The organism is Streptomyces sp. NPDC059010 (genome assembly GCF_042740355.1).
In the GTDB taxonomy this organism is placed as follows: domain Bacteria; phylum Actinomycetota; class Actinomycetes; order Streptomycetales; family Streptomycetaceae; genus Streptomyces.
Window position 1 is genome coordinate 90,003 of sequence record NZ_JBHYJA010000037.1, and the last position, 14,747, is coordinate 104,749.

Genomic DNA, 14,747 nt, shown 5'->3' on the forward strand with positions numbered 1-14,747 from the left:
ACGATTTCGTCCGGCCCTCGGCGGGTGCTCTCCCCGAAAACTTCCCGAAGTTTCGGTGTGGCCTCTTCCCGTCGAACCGCTCACCGACGCCACGGTCTGTGGTCGGCCACAAGCATCGCCCTCGGCCACGCAGACGGTGGCCGCCGCCATGGCCGGCGGCTGGCGCTCGCCCACGCTGCGTTGACGTTCCCTGACGGTGGCAGGTGCCATGACCAGACGGATGAAAACACGTTGGCGGGCCACCTCCGAGCTGCGACCATGCAGCTGTTTCCCTTACGGAGGGTGCCTTTGTTCGTTTTCAGTTGTGCGCGCTGCGGTGTCGAGCTGACAGTCCCTTTGTCCCAGGTCTCCCTTCCGTCCCATGCCCGTCAGAAGTACGGGAACGGGGTCCAACTACCGGTACTCATGGAGGCAGGGACGTTTGCCGTGGACCCGGACCCATGGGGAGGGCCATGGCGGATGTGGGACGAGGTCGATCCGGGCGAGGCGGAGGCACGCGGCATCTACGCGCCGGTCCACGCCCTGTCCGACAGCACGCCCGGGGCGATCGTCATCGCTCCCGGTGATATCCGCGGAACCCGGCTGATTCCCGAGAAACGTGGCGGTGCCTGCTGTGGCCTCGACGGGGCCGAGGGGCCCAACATGGCCTGCGAGGTGTGCGACCTGCCGGTGGCAACAAGGGTCGACGACTGCTCGCTGTGGCAGGCAGTGCGGCTCAGCTCAGACGCCGTGCGCCGCGTCCTCATCGACGGTGTCCACACTGCGCCGTTCTCCTGGACGGAATTGGTGGAGAGGGGTGAGAGCACGCCCCCGTTCGAGCCGATTGGCACGTGGGGAGGACGGTCTGGGTCGAGCCACTACTGGTCGTGGAGTCCTCAATGGGAGGCGGCAGCCGGCCAGGCGCTCGCCCACCTCTTGGTGGCCTCCGAAGGGCAGCCGGTGAAGGTCCCGGGCGGTCTGACCGCGGACGTGTTCCAAGGCGCGCTCGACACCTTGCTGCCCGCAGGCCCGCCAACGCGGCACGCCGTCCTGGCCGGGCCGGGAGAACCCTCCGCCGGTGCGGGCGTCGACATCCTCCTCGTACCGGTCCATCCCCAGACGGGTCAGACCTGGATCCCCGCCGGCCCGGCGGCATCGGCATACCCGGTGCCCCTGCCGCTGGGGGTGTGGCTGTGGCTGGTCTCCCCCGAGCCGTACTTGCCTGTTCCCGCGTCGGGCGGCATACCCCAGGACGTACTCCGCGACGACCCGCTCCCGCCGCGCCCCAACTACCTGTTCCGGGCCGACCGGGGCAGGTTCGAGCACACCTTGGTCCGGCTACCAGCCGTTCGCAGCCCGTGGATACGCACGATCCTTGAGAACCTCACGCAGGATGCATCGGTCGGCGTCTTCTAGCCGTATGGCAAACGAACAGCGCCACCCGCCGGTTCAGCGGTCGACGTCGTAGGACCGCCTCGTTGCAGTATTCGAAACGATGGCAAATCGGCATACGGGTTGAAGGGGCGCTTGATATCCGATCATCCTTGCCGTCATGAGTCTCGTCTCCACCTCCTTCGACGTGCCCGACATGGGCGACTACGCCTACGACTGGGCCCTGGTCGACGTGGAGACGTCCGGCCTCATGGCCCGGCGAGATCGCGTGCTCTCCGTCGCGGTGATCACAATCGGTCCGGACGGCGAGCAGACCGGGGAGTTCTCGACGCTGCTCAATCCGGGCTGCGATCCGGGACCGGTGGAGGTGCACGGGCTGACCGTCGAGCGACTGCACGGTGCGCCGACGTTCGATCAGGTCGCCGGGCGGATCGGAGCGATGCTTCAGGACCGGGTCCTGGTCGCCCACAACGCCCAGTTCGACTACGACTTCCTGGCCTACGAGTTCGCCCGTGCGCGGATGTGGCTGCCGGTGTCGCAGCGGCTGTGCACCCTGGCGCTGAATCGCCAGGTGGATCCGCCGACGGACGACATGAAGCTCGGCACCCTCGCCGCCCATTACGGCATCCCCCAGCAACGTGCGCACGATGCGCTGGACGACACCCGTGTACTGGCCGGGATCCTGCGGGCCTCACTGCGCGAGGCGGCGCGGCTCGATCTGCCCTTGCCGCTGGTGACCTGCCCGCCCCGGGCAGAGTCGCAGTTCACGCCGAAGCCGCCGAAGACTCCCTGCGCCTACCGCAATCCGGGACGGCTGACTCCCGGCGAACCTCTCCAGCAGGGCATGAAGGTCGCGATCACCGGTGAGACCGCCCATGCCCGGGCGGAGCTGGTCGGGCGGGCGGTCGCCGCCGGGCTGAACATGATGACCTCCGTCAGCCGGCACACGAGCGTGCTGGTCACCAATGAACCGGCGTCCGGTTCGGCGAAGGCCCGACGCGCACTCGCCGAGGGCGTGCCGGTCATCGACGAGCACGATTTCCTGCGGCTGTTGGCCGACGTACGGCCGGGGACGGCGCATGAGGCGACGGCCGTCGCTGTCGCCCCGGTGGCCGAGCCGAAAGCAGAACCAGTCGTCGGACCCGCGGCGTTGGCGCCCCCCACGGCCTCTGCCGCACCCGCCCCGGAAGCCGCACCCCTCCCGACGGCCGCACCCGATGCGGGGGTACCGGCTCCGCGTCGACCGGAGCCCTCCGTCGGCACGTTGGACAAGCCTCTGGCGGGGCGTCGCGTGCTGGTGCTCGGTGGTGTCCATGCCGATGCCGCGGCGGCCCGTACCCGCATCGTCGAACTGGGCGGGTCCGCGGCGATCAACCTGTCCGCCAGCGTCACCGACGTCGTACTCCTGGAGGGAGGGCAGGGCGACCGGCGCATGAGCCGCATCACCGCCCTCGAACTCCCCCTGCACGACCTCCGCTGGCTCACCGCTCCGACCGCCACCGCCCCGGCCGCGGCAGCCCTCCGGACTCAGGAGCCGCACGTGATGCCGAGAGGCGGTGTCATCGACCTGCCCATGCCACAGGGCAGACCCGCGCCGGAGTGGTACGTCACCGCCGGCTGGGCCCCGCAGACCGACTACGAGATCGACGTCGTCGCCTTCCTCCTCGACGAGGACGAACAGGTCACCTTCGACGAGGACTTCATCTTCTACGGCGCTCCCGAGAGCCCCGCCGGAACCGTGCGACTGCTCACCGGCGGCCCTGCCGAACAGACCATCGCCCTCAACCTGACCTCCCTGCCGCCCGCGACGCGCAAGGTCGTCGTCGCCGCTGCCATCGACGGCGCCGCCACCTTCGGGACGGTCGGTGCGATCCAGATCGGTGCCGCCCCCGGAAGCAGCGGCGCACCACTCGCCCGCGCCACCCTGGACGCCGCCACCACCGAACGCACCATGCTGCTCGCGGAGATCTACCGCAGAGGTCCGGTGTGGCGCCTACGCGCCGTCGGCCAGGGCTACAACCACGGCCTCGACGCCCTCGCACGCGGATACGGCGTCGACATCGCCGACTGAACGCCGGCGCCGGGAGCGAAGATCTGCGCGTCCCCGCGCCCGGTTCCGGCTCGGCGACGCGGTGCGAGCGTGGATCCAGGCTTGGGCACCGGCATGCTCGGGGCCGGCCTGGCGGGCAGTCGCTGGGGGCCTTCGATGCGCTGCTGGAGCTCGGCGAGCCGGCCCCGCGCCCGGGTCATGGTCGAAGGTCCTGAAACCGTAGCGGACAGTACCGAGGACCTGGTCGGCTGGGCCCGCTGCTCGCGATTGAGCCCGCGGTCCGCCCGGCGGACTCGGCGGACCGGTTGTGGATCGTGGACGGCACGCTGGTCCCGGTGCGGGACCGGAGGGTGGGCGCCTCCAGCCGAAGGCGACCCATGCGTCCGGACCGCGTACGAGTTCCTGGCCGACGGCAGGCCGGTGCAGCTGTCGACGAGTTGGGAACCGTACGACCTCACCGCCGGCACGCTTATCGTCCTCCCCGGGGGAGGGCCGCACGCCGGGGCGGGCGTTGTGAATCGGATGGACGCGATCGGCGTCACCGTCAGCCACGCCGTGGAGCAGCCGGAGCCGAGGCAGGCGACCGCCGAGGAGGCGTCACTCCTGGGCATCCAGAAGGCCGCGCTTGTCACGCACATCCGGCGGACGTACTACAGCGACGACGGGCGGCCCGTGGAGACGGCGGACATCGTGGTGCCCGCCGCTCATTGCGAGATCGTCTACGAGATCCCGATCAATGGCTAGCTCAGCGCACAGGGCGACTCACACTGATGTGCCAAGTAGGGTCCCCAGCCATGACCACCTCTCCTGATCATGTCGACAGCAGAGAAGACTTGGCAGCCTTCGTTCGTTCCCTGCATCGCCGTCACACCGAGGACGGAAGCTCATGGGAGAACGCGGACCTTCCGAGCTTCCTGGAGGCCTTGGCGGCCTGGATCGACGGCGCGGACGGCTGGTACAGCAACACCGCCCGGGAGTTGCCCGCCGGCGGTGACTGGACGTTCTTCGCGCGAGCTCTACAAGCGGCGACGGTGTACGAGTAGTCCGAGCCGTGCCGAATGCGTGTCGAAGGCAGGTCAGTAAGGCGCGCAGCACGGGAGAAGAGGCAGGTCAGAGAGGCGCCGCACTCGTGCCACCAAGCGCCTTCTAAGTGCCGGCCGCAGGTTCGAGTCCTGCCCGGGGCGCCCAACCTGCGGTCAGCCGTCGTCGCGGCGTGGCGCGAGATGGAAGTCGAAGGCGAGTGACCCGGGGTCGAGGGCCGTCGCGCCGCCGTCGGCGGTGAGTACGGCGCCGTTGATGTAGGACGCCGCCGGGGACAGCAGCCAGCCGATCGCCTCCGCGATCTCACGCGGCTCGCCCGGCCGCCCCAGGGGCAGGACCCGGGTCACCTCCTCGTAGGCGGTTCCCACGCCGTCCCCCGGCAGGTCCGCCTCCGCCGCGAAGCGCGCCATGCGCCGGTCGGCCATCTCGCTCTTCACCCAGCTCGGGCACACGATGTTGGCCCGCACCCCCTGCCGCCCGTAGTCGACGGCGACGGAACGGCAGAGCTGGAGCAGGGCGGCCTTGGACGTGGCGTACGGGGCGTTGCTCGTGCCGTTGCGCAGCGCGGCCACCGAGGCGACGGCGACCACCGCCCCGCGCGCCTCCAGCAGGTGCGGGATCGCCGCGCGCAGGAGCAGCAGCGGGCCGGTGACGTTGGTGCGCATCACCTCGTCCCAGTCCTCCAAGGAGAGGTCGCCCACGGTCCCCCCGCGCCCGATGCCCGCGTTGAGCACCAGCCCGTCGAGTCGTCCATACGCGTCCAGGGCCGCCCGGACGACACCGTCGGCGGCCTCGGGGTCCCCCACGTCAGACGGATACGCGAGCGCCCCGGTCTCCTCTTCGAGGCGCCGCAACGGCTCGCTCCGCCGACCGGAGGCGACCACCTGGTGTCCGCCCTCGCGCAGCAGCCGCACGGTGGCCGCCCCGATGCCCGTGCCGCCGCCGGTCACGATGACAACTCGCTTGTCCGTCACTGCTGTTCTGGCTCCTTCGGGTTCGCGTGGCGCACCCGAGCCTAGAACTCATCGATCCTGCCTTGACGACTTTGAGACAAGGGGGACGGCGTTCTTGCTGTTCAGGCCTGCGGGCTGTACGGCGACTTCGCCCGCGCCTCGTGCAACGCCCTCCCCCACCAGGCCAGTTCGTCCAGCATCACCTTGACGGCGCCGTTCGTGCCGTCGGTGTCGTTCGGGCTGCCGTCCTCGCCGAACGCCTCCCAGTAGAACGGGAAGGCCACCCCGTCGCGGACGGTGACGGCGTGCAGTTCGGCGAAGACCTGGCGGAGTTGCTCGACGGCACGCAGGCCGCCGCTCTGGGCGCCGTAGGAGACGAAGCCGACCGGCTTGGCCTGCCACTCGGTGAAGTGCCAGTCGATGAGGGCCTTGAGGGAGGCGGGGAAGCTGTGGTTGTACTCGGGGGTCACCACGACGAACGCGTCGGCCGCGGCCAGCTTCGCGGAGAGCGGGAGCATCCCGGCCGGGCGCAGTTCCTCGGTCGCCATGGCGGGCGGTGTCGCCGGAAGGGCGAGCGGCAGTTCCGTCTCGGCGAGGTCGACGACCTCGACGTCGAAGGCACCGTGCTCCTTCGCCGGCCCGGCGAACCAGTTCGCCACCACCTCACCGAACCGGCCCTCGCGGACCGAACCGAGTATGACGACGAGCTTCAGGGGGGTTGCGGACATGCTGGGGTGCTCCTCCAATAGGGGGCCGTTCCGATAAAGTACAACGTGCATTGCAACTAGTAAAGTGGTCGTTGTAATCGACGCGGAGGTACCACGATGACCAGGTCGGACAGCGGGCAGAACCGGCCGCGCAAGGGGTTCCCGGAGAAGCGGCAGGCCATCATGCGGGCCTCCCGGAAGGTCTTCGGGCGGGTGGGGTACCAGGGGGCGAGCATCGATGTGATCGCCACCGAGGCCTCTGTGTCGACCCGCACGATCTACAACCACTTCGAGAACAAGGAACAGCTCTTCGCGACCGTGCTGATCGAGAGCTCGGAGCAGGTCGCCGCTGCCCACGAGGCGATGATCGAGCGTCACCTCGGCGGCACGTCGAGCGCCGCCGGTCTGGAGGCCGACCTGGTGGGGCTCGCCGAGGACTGGGTGCGGCCGCGCCCGGAGTTCGCCGACCATGTCGCGATCGTCGCCCGGATCAACAGCGAGGGCGAGAACTTCCCCGCCGCCCTCCACGAGGCCTGGCAGCAGGCCGGGCCCCTGCGCGTACAGCGCGCCCTCGCCGCCAGGCTGGCCCGGCTCGCCGAGCGCGGGCTGCTCCAGGTGCCGGACTCCGAACTCGCCGCCCAGCACTTCGTGGTGCTGGTCACCAACACCTGGGGCCGGGGGCGGACGGGCTTCGGCGCGCTCTCCGACGCCGAGACCCACGAGATCGCGGCGGCCGGCGTGCACACCTTCCTGTACGGCCATCTGCCCCGCGCCTGAACCGCCCACCCCCGGCCGTCACTCGTCACATATCGGTGCCGCCGCTGACGTCGAGGTACTGCCCCGTGATCCACCGGGAGTCGTCGGAGGCCAGGAACGCCACCACGTCCGCCACGTCGGACGGCCGGCCGATGCGGTTGAAGAGGGAGCGCCGGGCCAGGGCGGCGGCCGCCTCGGGGGTCTTCCTGCGCCGGGCGTTCATGTCGGTCTCGATGAACCCCGGCCCGACCGTGTTGACCGTGATGCCACGCCCGCCGAGCTCCTTCGCCAGGCACCGGGTCATCGTGTCCAGCGCCCCCTTGGACATGGCGTACGCGACGGACTCGGGGAAGGCGCGCCGGGAGGCGAGCGAGGAGATGTTGATGATCCGCCCGCCGTCCCGCATCCGCGGCAGCGCACGCTGCGTCAGGAAGAACGGCGCCTTGGCATTTACGGCGATCATGCGGTCGAAGATCTCGGGCACCGCCTCCCCGATCGGCCCCGAACCGCTCACCCCGGCGTTGTTCACCAATATGTCGAGCGAGCCGAGCCGGCCGCCGAACGCCGCCTCCACAACCGCAGCCGCGGCCGTCCCCGCCTCGGTCTCCGCCTCCGCGTGCTCCCGCAGCCCCGCGTCGAAGGCGGCGAACACGGCGTCGGCGTCGCCGGGCACCCCCAGCTCCGCCCAGACCGGGAAGGCCCGTCCGCCGTTCTTGCGTATCTCCGCGACGACTTCCAGCGCGGCGGCCGCGCTGTGGCCGTAGTGGACCCCGACCAACGCTCCGTCCCGGGCGAGTCGCTCGGCGATGCCTCTGCCGATGCCCCGGCCGGCCCCGGTGACCAGTGCAATCTTGTCCGTCAGTGCGCGTTCGGTATCCACGATGACCTGTGTACCGAAAGGGGCCGGGAGGAGCACGAGCAGGTGCGCGACCCCGCCCCTGCCCGCCGTCAGCGCTCCAGGAACTCCCGGTACCACGGGGCGTGCTGTGCGAAGCTCCGCGCGAATCCCGTCCCGGGATCGACGCCCACGCGCGCCCAGAAGCCGCCGTCCGCGAACCAGTGGTCCACGGCGAGCATGCCGAGGTGGTGCAGTGCGCGCGGCTTCGCGGCGAGCCGGGTCCGGGCTTCGTCCAGGTCCCGGGGCGGGTCCGGCAGCCGCAGGCCGAGCCGGTCGGCCACCGCGCCCATCAGGTCCGAACTCCCCACCGGCTCAGGGTGGTTGACGTGATGCGCGCCCGTGAGGGCCTGCTCCGACAGCCCGGCGGCGACGACCGCGCGCGCCAACGCCCGTACGTCGACCACGGACTGCCGGGCGGCGCACCCCTTCAGACGTGCCGACAGCGCTCCCGTCAGGGCGGCCATCCCGGGCACCACCCAGCGGTCCCCGGCCCCGAGCACCAGGTGCGGGCGCAGTACGGCCCCTCCCGCGTCCAGCACATACCGTTCGGCGGCGGCCCGGGAGCGGCTGGTCGGTGAGGCGGGCGCGAGCGGCAACTCGTCCGCGGGGGCGTCGGTGAAGGGCCCTCGGCCGTACACGGCGGCCGTGCTCACGTACACGACGCGGGCCACGCCGGCCCGGGTCGCCTCCTCGACCAGGGCGCGGGTGCCGTGGTCGTTGACGGTCTCGGTGAGCCGTTCGTCGTCGCCGACGTGGGAGGCGCAGTGCAGGACGACGTCGACGCCGTCGCAGACACCGCGCAGGGAGACCGGGTCGGCGAGGTCCGCCCGTACGACGTCCGCCGCCGCGGCAGCGCCGACCGGGTTGCGCAGCAGGAGCCGGACCCGGAACGGTATGACGCCGCCGGGTTCCCGCAGGGCGGCGGCGACATGCCCGCCGATGAAGCCGCTGCCTCCGGTGACGAGGATGCGTGGTGGCAAGGTGAGCCCTCTCTCTCGGCCGATGATCAGCGCTCCGCGCATGCGAGCACGTTACGTAAAGTCGTTTCCCCGGCCATGGAAAGGAACTGCCGTGCGGCTGCGCTGTGCTGTGCTCGACGACTTCCAGAACGCGGCGACCGAGGTCGCGGACTGGTCGCCGCTCGCGGACGACGTGGAGGTCGTCCCCTTCACCACCCACTTCCCCGACGAGGACGCCCTCGCCGAGGCCCTCGCCGACTTCGACATCGTCGTCACCCTGCGGGAACGCGTCCCCTTCCCCGCCTCCCTGATCGCCCGCCTCCCCCGGCTGCGGCTGCTGATCGCCTCCGGCATGCGCAACTCGGCCATCGACTACGCCGCCGCCGAGGCGCACGGCGTCACCGTCTGCGGCACGGCCAGCTCCTCGACCCCGCCCGTCGAGCTCACCTGGGCCCTGCTGCTCGGCCTCGCCCGCGGCATCGTCGTGGAGAGCAACGCCCTGCGCGGCGGCGGCCCCTGGCAGTCCACGGTCGGCGCCGACCTGCACGGCCGCCGGCTCGGGCTGCTGGGCCTGGGCAAGATCGGCAGCCGGGTGGCGCAGGTCGGCCTCGCCTTCGGCATGCACGTCAGCGCCTGGAGCCAGAACCTCACCAAGGAGTACGCCGACGAGGTGGGCGTCCAACTGGCCGCATCCAAGGAGGAGTTGCTCGCCGAGAGCGACTACGTCTCCGTCCACCTCGCCCTGAGCGACCGCACCCGCGGCCTGCTCGGCGCACCCGAACTCGCCCTGCTCCAGCCGACCGCCTACCTGGTCAACACCTCGCGCGCGGCGATCGTCGACCAGGACGCCCTGCTCACCGCCCTGCACGAGGGCCGTATCGCCGGTGCCGGCGTCGACGTCTTCGACATCGAGCCCCTCCCCGCCGACCACCCGATGCGCACGGCCCCCCGCCTGCTCGCCACACCCCACCTGGGCTATGTCTCGCAGGCCAACTACGCGACGTACTACGGCCAGGCGGTCGAGGACATCCAGGCGTACCTGGCGGGTTCACCGGTACGAAGGCTGCCCTGAGAGCCGGATTCAGGCATACCCATAGATTCAGTCGCACCCGTGGACTCAGGCGTACCGGTAGATCCCTGACAGGTCCTCCAGCTCGTCCGGCGTCACGTCCCACGGCGGCATCGGCTCGTGGCGGGAGACGATCCGGCCGTACTGCGCGCTGCCCCGGCCGGGCGGGGTGGCCGGCAGATAGCGGTGGTTGCGATGGCGCTGCTGCCAGCGCTGCCACTGCATGTCCACGAAGGCGTGATGCAGCCAGAAGACGGGATCGTTGACGGACGCGCCGCCGAGCATGGCGCCCCCGACCCAGCGGTGCACCCGGTTGTGGTTGTACCAGGGGATCCTGCCGTTGCCCCACCCCTCCATCTTGTTGCGGAATCCCCTGGTGACCGTCGAGTCCCAGGGGGCGACGTCGTAGACGGGGTCCCTCAGCGCCCAGTCCAGATCGCTCCGGGTGGGCAGGGAGATCGGGTCCCGGGCGCGGCCCAGGTCCCGGGTGAGGAAGTCGACGTCGGTGATGCTCTCCCTGAGGGTCCACCGGCCGCCCGCGCGGGCGAACGGCCCGGTGATCACCTGCCGGTCCCCGCGCCGCCCGTTGCCGCCGAGCAGATCGTCGGTCCAGGGCAGCGAGGTGGCCGTCCGGTCCCGGGTCCAGTCCCAGTACGGCACCGTCACCGACGGGTCGACACGGCGCAGGGCGTTCTCCATGTCCAGCAGGAACTGCCGGTGCCAGGGCAGGAAGGAGGGCGTCATATGGGCGGCACGCAGACCCCGGTCGCCGTCGCCGCGGAAGTGCACGATGTGCAGCCGTACGAACTCGTCGTACTCGCCGCGCCGTTTGACCTCCAGCAGCGCCTCGATGAACCGCCGCCGCTCGGTGCGCGTCAGCCTGCTCACGTTCTTACGCACGTACGCCATACTCCGCCTCCCTGTGCGGGTGCCCGCCGTCGAAGGGCCCGGGTGCCCAGTCACGCAGCCGCCTGCGGGGTCCGAGTTCGTCGACGGCCGCGCGGGTCGCCTCCAGCGGGGTCCGGTACCAGCTGTAGTGGTCGAGCATGCTCAGCCAGGTGCCGTCGGCACGCCGCATCAGATGCAGCGGGTGGCCGTCCACGGTGACGCGCCAGTCGGCGCCGAGGGCGGTGAGTCCCGCGAAGGGCAGCGGGGTGCCCTGGATACGGCGGCCGCGGTAGGTCTCGTCGAAGGGGATGTCGCGCGGCCGCCGGTCCGCGGACTCCGAGGGCCGGGAGGCGGCGAGCACCGGCGTGAGGGCCACCGCCGCGGAGCCGAACAGCAGCCGCGCCAGCTCCCGCCGTGTCCGCCGCTCCGGCTCACCGCTCCTCGGGGTGCCCGCCCCCTGCGCCGGACCCACCGACATCCCGTCTGCACTGACGGCCATCGCTCACTCCTCGTACGGTTCGGCTGTTCGTACGAGTAACCGTCCGGGGCTCCCCACGGTCACCGCGCAAGCGCCCATACGGTGCAATCGTCAACTGGTCCAGAAGTCCCACCAGCGGGTCAGGATCAGCATCCCGACGATCCCGATGTGCAGCACCGGCAGCATCCAGGTGAACTCCGCGAAGAAGGTCCGCACCGGGGCCGGCGCGGGCAGGAAGCCGCTGCGCACGACGAAGGACGTCACGTACCAGAACAGCAAGATCGTCGCGATCCAGGCCAGACAGCACCACAGGCACAGGGCGTTGATCCGGTACAGCGACTCGAACTGCAGCCAGGACACGAACCCGATCCCGAAGAGACACCCGGCCTCGAAGGTCAGCCAGTACCAGCGCGGAAAGGCGGCCCCGGCCAGCAGACTGACGCCGACACAGATCACGACGGCGTACGCCACCAGACCCAGCATCGGGTTGGGGAACCCGAAGGCCTCGGCCTGGTCGCTCTCCATCACGCTGCCGCAGGACAGCACCGGGTTGAGGCTGCAGCCCGGGGTGAAGTCCGGGTCCTCCAGGAGCTTGAACTTGTCGAGCGTGATGACCCAGGAGGCGAGCAGCCCGGCCGCCCCGGTGAGGACGAGCAGCAGGGCGAAGGCACGGGATGGGGGTGGGTCCTGGGCCGGGGTCGGGGCCGGGTCCGGGGGCGGAGTCGGGGTCACCATCGGTCGGCCTCGCGGTAGACACGGAGGTGGTCGACGGCGAACGTGACCGGCTCCGGGGCGCAGGGGGCCGGGTGGTGTTCGCCGGCGCTGAGCGACAGGTTCAGGATCAGGTACGCCGACCAGTCGGTGCCGACGCCGGTGCCGTCGGAGTGGACGTGGTCGCCGTTGACGTACCAGTCGACGCACCGGGCGCCGTAGCGGGTGCCGATGGTCACCCACCGGTCGGGGCCGATCGCGCCGGCGTCGGTGTGGTACGCCGAGGAGGCCGGGGAGCAGGTGACGTGGTTGGACAGCTCCAGCAGGTCGGGGTTGTCCGGGTGGTACTCGAAGGAGTCGATCTCGTTCGCGCCGTCCTTCCAGGTCCACAGCGCCGGCCAGGCCCCGGTGGCCGAGGGCAGTCTGACGCGGGTCTCGACGTGGTCGCCGGTGCGCACCTGGAAGCCCTCGGCGGAGTACTCGGTGGTGAGCAGCCCGGTGCGCCAGGCGGGGCGGCCGTTCTCAAGGGTGCGGCCGGCCGGGGTGGCGGTGAAGACGGCCACCCCGTTCGCGACGGTCACACAGGCGGGGTCGAGCCAGTCGAGTTTGTCGTCGTCCGGGTTGTGATCGCCGTAGCGGTAGGCGCTGGACCGGTCGCCGACCCATTTGGCGCCCCAGGCGATCGGGGCGTCGAACTCCTCCGACCAAGTCGGCGTGTACGTGGCGGTGTCGATGGTCATGGCGGCGAGGGTAGGCCACCTGCCACATTTCCCAATTCATGCCCTATACAGCTCGTTCAGGCGATCGAATTGGGCCGGGTGCACCATACGATCAATCGATTCGCCGACCAGATGCCAATCCCTCCGAATGCCTCTGTGCATTCCATTCTTCACTCCCGCTACTTTCACACGTATGGAGCAACGCGTCGCTTTTACAGGGGCCTTGGACTGCTATGTTCTCCAACCGTCGGATCAGAGGTACTTTCCAGCGAGGTGAATCATGAAGAAGGCAGTTTTCACCACTGCGGCATTGGCCATCGGTGCGGGTCTTGTGGGCGGCTCCGCCGCGGCTGCGGTGGCCGCCACGGGAGGTTCGGGAATCTCCACCAGCCCGCTCGGGCTCATGTCCCCGACCAAGGTGAGCCCGGCGATCCTGCCCGCGGCCGACACCGTGACGCGGCTGGCCCGCGATGGCGGGGTCGCGAAGGGCAGCGCGTTCGACAAGAACAGCAAGAGTGCCGTGGGAATGTCCGGCGTGTACCTGGACGGAATGGACCCGGATGCCGCCAAGCGGCCCACGATTCCGGTGAAGAACGCGATCGGAAGCGGTTCCGTCCAGGTCCACCCTTTGAAGGCGCCGACCGCGTCCGGCATCGGCTCCTTCCTTCCCAAGTCCCAGTGACGACGCGGCAACCGTACAAGTCTCTGGCCCCAGAATTCTGACACTCTGATCCGGTTCTCGGCACCCGCGAACCACACTCCGGCCCACCGGCCCGCACCCTGCCGGTGGGCCGGATGCATGTCTCCCCCGGAACTCCACACGGATTTCGGGCACGTAAGGTTGCGCCATCCGATGGAATCTGCCCAGGTTTGAATGTTCCCGCCGTGACTTATGCATGCATATACGGGTTTCCTTTTCGTAAGCGTGCGCAACCGTGAATTCAGGAAGGAACCGAGTTGCCCAGGAAGTTCGCGGTCATCACGGCCCTCGCCCTCAGCACCGTCATCAGCACCGCCGGCATCGCCTCCGCCGGTGGCTACGGCGGCGGAACTGGCAACGGCGGCGGCACCGGCACCAACGGTGGCAACAAGACCACCGTCACCGGGGGTACTGGCTTCTCGTCGGCTCCGGTCGTCGTCAACGAGCCCCAGCAGGGTGTTGTCGTCCTCAACGGCAGCCTTGTCGACGGTCGTTGCCTGGCCCCGTGGTCCAACGGTGCCGTCCTCGGCGGCGTCCCCGCGCCCAACTCGCACTACGCCGCGTGCGACACGGCCACGGTCAACCAGCAGCAGAACGCCCCGTACGTCGGCGGCCTGCTGTTCTGACCTTCTGCTCCGAGTGATTCGGCAGCAGGTTAATCCCCCAACGCAGCCCTGAAAGGCGCAAACATGCGTAACAAGGTTACGGCCATCTCTGCCCTCGCGGCCGGTATCGCCCTCGCGGCTGGTGGTACCGCCGCTGCGGACAGCAACACCACCACCGTGAAGGGTGGTAGTGGCTTCTCGCAGTCCCCTGTCGTCGTGAACGCCCCCCAGCAGGGGCTCCTCGTCGCCAACGGCACGGTCGTAGACCTCCGCTGTGCCGCGCCGTGGTCGAACGGGGCCGTCCTCGCCGGCGTCGTCGCACCGAACTCGCACTACGCCGCGTGCGACACCGCCACTGTCAACCAGCAGCAGAACGCCGGTTACAAGGGCGGCTTGCTGTTCTGACTCCTGATCCGAGCAATTCGGAGCAGGTAACCCCCATACGCAGCCCGGAAAGGCTCAGCTCATGCGTAACAAGGTTACGGCCATTTCCGCCATCGCCGCGGGTATCGTCCTCGCGGCCGGCGGCACCGCCGCCGCGGACAACGACACCACCACCGTCAAGGGCGGTAGCGGCTTCTCGTCGGCCCCGGTCGTCGTGAACGAACCGCAGCAGGGGATCGCCGTCGTCAACGGCGCCCTCCTCGACGCCCGCTGCCTGGCCCCGTGGTCCAACGGTGCCGTCCTCGGCGGCGTGGCCGCGCCGAACTCGCACTACGCGGCTTGCGACACGGCCACGGTCAACCAGCAGCAGAACGCCCCGTACGTCGGCGGCCTGCTGTTCTGATCGGTGCCTCACGCCGAGGGCGGGCCGCCCGATGTCCCGCGGGCCGCCCCCGGGG

Annotated in this window: 18 protein-coding genes; 10 read left to right on the forward strand and 8 right to left on the reverse strand. The window is 70.2% G+C overall.

Features of this window, described 5'->3' with window-relative positions; translation table 11 throughout:
- The first annotated feature begins 288 nt into the window (after nt 1-288).
- From ACFWYS_RS33050 to ACFWYS_RS33065, 4 genes are all read left to right on the forward strand, one after another.
- Nucleotides 289-1,395, forward strand: coding sequence for a hypothetical protein (locus ACFWYS_RS33050; RefSeq protein WP_384776688.1), 1,107 nt, complete (start codon nt 289-291; stop codon nt 1,393-1,395).
- A 136-nt stretch (nt 1,396-1,531) separates the two neighbouring features.
- The gene (locus tag ACFWYS_RS33055) at nt 1,532-3,442 is read left to right on the forward strand and encodes a TerD family protein (RefSeq protein WP_384776690.1); all 1,911 of its coding nucleotides are present in this window, start codon (nt 1,532-1,534) and stop codon (nt 3,440-3,442) included.
- 219 nt (nt 3,443-3,661) lie between these two features.
- Nucleotides 3,662-4,165 carry a UTRA domain-containing protein gene (locus ACFWYS_RS33060; protein WP_384776726.1) on the forward strand — a complete coding sequence of 168 codons (504 nt, stop codon included), beginning with the start codon at nt 3,662-3,664 and terminating at the stop codon, nt 4,163-4,165.
- An 89-nt stretch (nt 4,166-4,254) separates the two neighbouring features.
- Entirely contained in the window at nt 4,255-4,464 is a 210-nt protein-coding gene (locus ACFWYS_RS33065) for a hypothetical protein (protein ID WP_384776692.1), read from the forward strand.
- 153 nt (nt 4,465-4,617) lie between these two features.
- Here the strand turns inward: ACFWYS_RS33065 and ACFWYS_RS33070 are convergent, their stop codons facing one another.
- A complete protein-coding gene (locus tag ACFWYS_RS33070) occupies nt 4,618-5,436 on the reverse strand; it encodes an SDR family NAD(P)-dependent oxidoreductase (RefSeq protein WP_384776694.1) in 819 nt (272 codons plus the stop codon).
- Between the two features lie 101 nt (nt 5,437-5,537).
- Nucleotides 5,538-6,143, reverse strand: a complete 606-nt coding sequence (locus ACFWYS_RS33075) for an NADPH-dependent FMN reductase (RefSeq protein WP_384776696.1) — start codon at nt 6,141-6,143, stop codon at nt 5,538-5,540.
- Between the two features lie 96 nt (nt 6,144-6,239).
- Between ACFWYS_RS33075 and ACFWYS_RS33080 the strand changes: the two genes are divergently transcribed.
- Nucleotides 6,240-6,899 (forward strand): TetR/AcrR family transcriptional regulator, encoded by a 660-nt coding sequence (locus ACFWYS_RS33080; protein WP_384776698.1) that lies wholly within the window; start codon nt 6,240-6,242, stop codon nt 6,897-6,899.
- Nucleotides 6,900-6,924: 25 nt separating this feature from the next.
- On the opposite strand, the gene ACFWYS_RS33085 is transcribed toward ACFWYS_RS33080, so the two are convergent.
- Nucleotides 6,925-7,758, reverse strand: coding sequence for an SDR family oxidoreductase (locus ACFWYS_RS33085; RefSeq protein ID WP_384776699.1), 834 nt, complete (start codon nt 7,756-7,758; stop codon nt 6,925-6,927).
- Nucleotides 7,759-7,826: 68 nt separating this feature from the next.
- On the reverse strand, nt 7,827-8,798 hold the full coding sequence (locus ACFWYS_RS33090; protein WP_384776701.1) for an NAD-dependent epimerase/dehydratase family protein: 972 nt from the start codon (nt 8,796-8,798) through the stop codon (nt 7,827-7,829).
- 49 nt (nt 8,799-8,847) lie between these two features.
- Here ACFWYS_RS33090 and ACFWYS_RS33095 point away from each other — a divergent pair, with 49 nt between their 5' ends.
- Nucleotides 8,848-9,807: a D-2-hydroxyacid dehydrogenase family protein gene (locus tag ACFWYS_RS33095; RefSeq protein WP_384776703.1), complete on the forward strand. Its 960-nt coding sequence runs from the start codon at nt 8,848-8,850 to the stop codon at nt 9,805-9,807.
- A 45-nt stretch (nt 9,808-9,852) separates the two neighbouring features.
- Here the strand turns inward: ACFWYS_RS33095 and ACFWYS_RS33100 are convergent, their stop codons facing one another.
- The 4 genes from ACFWYS_RS33100 to ACFWYS_RS33115 all read right to left on the reverse strand — a co-directional run bounded on the left by ACFWYS_RS33100 (nt 9,853) and on the right by ACFWYS_RS33115 (nt 12,621).
- Nucleotides 9,853-10,713 (reverse strand): tyrosinase family protein, encoded by an 861-nt coding sequence (locus ACFWYS_RS33100; RefSeq protein ID WP_384776705.1) that lies wholly within the window; start codon nt 10,711-10,713, stop codon nt 9,853-9,855.
- A complete protein-coding gene (locus ACFWYS_RS33105; protein ID WP_384776707.1) occupies nt 10,697-11,191 on the reverse strand; it encodes a tyrosinase family oxidase copper chaperone in 495 nt (164 codons plus the stop codon). Before ACFWYS_RS33105 ends, ACFWYS_RS33100 begins: the two co-directional genes overlap by 17 nt.
- A 90-nt stretch (nt 11,192-11,281) precedes the next feature.
- On the reverse strand, nt 11,282-11,905 hold the full coding sequence (locus ACFWYS_RS33110) for a vitamin K epoxide reductase family protein (protein WP_384776709.1): 624 nt from the start codon (nt 11,903-11,905) through the stop codon (nt 11,282-11,284).
- Nucleotides 11,899-12,621 (reverse strand): beta-glucanase, encoded by a 723-nt coding sequence (locus tag ACFWYS_RS33115; protein WP_384776710.1) that lies wholly within the window; start codon nt 12,619-12,621, stop codon nt 11,899-11,901. The genes ACFWYS_RS33110 and ACFWYS_RS33115 overlap by 7 nt, the downstream gene beginning before the upstream one ends.
- Nucleotides 12,622-12,880: 259 nt before the next feature.
- On the opposite strand from ACFWYS_RS33115, the gene ACFWYS_RS33120 reads away from it, so the two are divergent.
- The 4 genes from ACFWYS_RS33120 (at nt 12,881) to ACFWYS_RS33135 (ending at nt 14,692) form a co-directional block, all read left to right on the forward strand.
- Nucleotides 12,881-13,282 (forward strand): hypothetical protein, encoded by a 402-nt coding sequence (locus ACFWYS_RS33120; protein ID WP_384776712.1) that lies wholly within the window; start codon nt 12,881-12,883, stop codon nt 13,280-13,282.
- 275 nt (nt 13,283-13,557) lie between these two features.
- Nucleotides 13,558-13,926 carry a hypothetical protein gene (locus tag ACFWYS_RS33125; protein WP_384776714.1) on the forward strand — a complete coding sequence of 123 codons (369 nt, stop codon included), beginning with the start codon at nt 13,558-13,560 and terminating at the stop codon, nt 13,924-13,926.
- 63 nt (nt 13,927-13,989) lie between these two features.
- The gene (locus tag ACFWYS_RS33130; protein ID WP_384776716.1) at nt 13,990-14,310 is read left to right on the forward strand and encodes a hypothetical protein; all 321 of its coding nucleotides are present in this window, start codon (nt 13,990-13,992) and stop codon (nt 14,308-14,310) included.
- 61 nt (nt 14,311-14,371) lie between these two features.
- Nucleotides 14,372-14,692: a hypothetical protein gene (locus ACFWYS_RS33135; RefSeq protein WP_384776718.1), complete on the forward strand. Its 321-nt coding sequence runs from the start codon at nt 14,372-14,374 to the stop codon at nt 14,690-14,692.
- The last annotated feature ends 55 nt before the right edge of the window (nt 14,693-14,747 follow it).

Bases quoted from the DNA above. Each gene is read 5' to 3' on its own strand.
- ACFWYS_RS33055 (WP_384776690.1), top strand. From the start codon at position 1,532: ATGAGTCTCGTCTCCACCTCCTTCGACGTGCCCGACATGGGCGACTAC.
- ACFWYS_RS33075 (WP_384776696.1), bottom strand. From the start codon at position 6,143: ATGTCCGCAACCCCCCTGAAGCTCGTCGTCATACTCGGTTCGGTCCGC.
- ACFWYS_RS33080 (WP_384776698.1), top strand. From the start codon at position 6,240: ATGACCAGGTCGGACAGCGGGCAGAACCGGCCGCGCAAGGGGTTCCCG.
- ACFWYS_RS33090 (WP_384776701.1), bottom strand. From the start codon at position 8,798: ATGCGCGGAGCGCTGATCATCGGCCGAGAGAGAGGGCTCACCTTGCCA.
- ACFWYS_RS33100 (WP_384776705.1), bottom strand. From the start codon at position 10,713: ATGGCGTACGTGCGTAAGAACGTGAGCAGGCTGACGCGCACCGAGCGG.
- ACFWYS_RS33105 (WP_384776707.1), bottom strand. From the start codon at position 11,191: ATGGCCGTCAGTGCAGACGGGATGTCGGTGGGTCCGGCGCAGGGGGCG.
- ACFWYS_RS33110 (WP_384776709.1), bottom strand. From the start codon at position 11,905: ATGGTGACCCCGACTCCGCCCCCGGACCCGGCCCCGACCCCGGCCCAG.
- ACFWYS_RS33115 (WP_384776710.1), bottom strand. From the start codon at position 12,621: ATGACCATCGACACCGCCACGTACACGCCGACTTGGTCGGAGGAGTTC.
- ACFWYS_RS33120 (WP_384776712.1), top strand. From the start codon at position 12,881: ATGAAGAAGGCAGTTTTCACCACTGCGGCATTGGCCATCGGTGCGGGT.
- ACFWYS_RS33130 (WP_384776716.1), top strand. From the start codon at position 13,990: ATGCGTAACAAGGTTACGGCCATCTCTGCCCTCGCGGCCGGTATCGCC.
- ACFWYS_RS33135 (WP_384776718.1), top strand. From the start codon at position 14,372: ATGCGTAACAAGGTTACGGCCATTTCCGCCATCGCCGCGGGTATCGTC.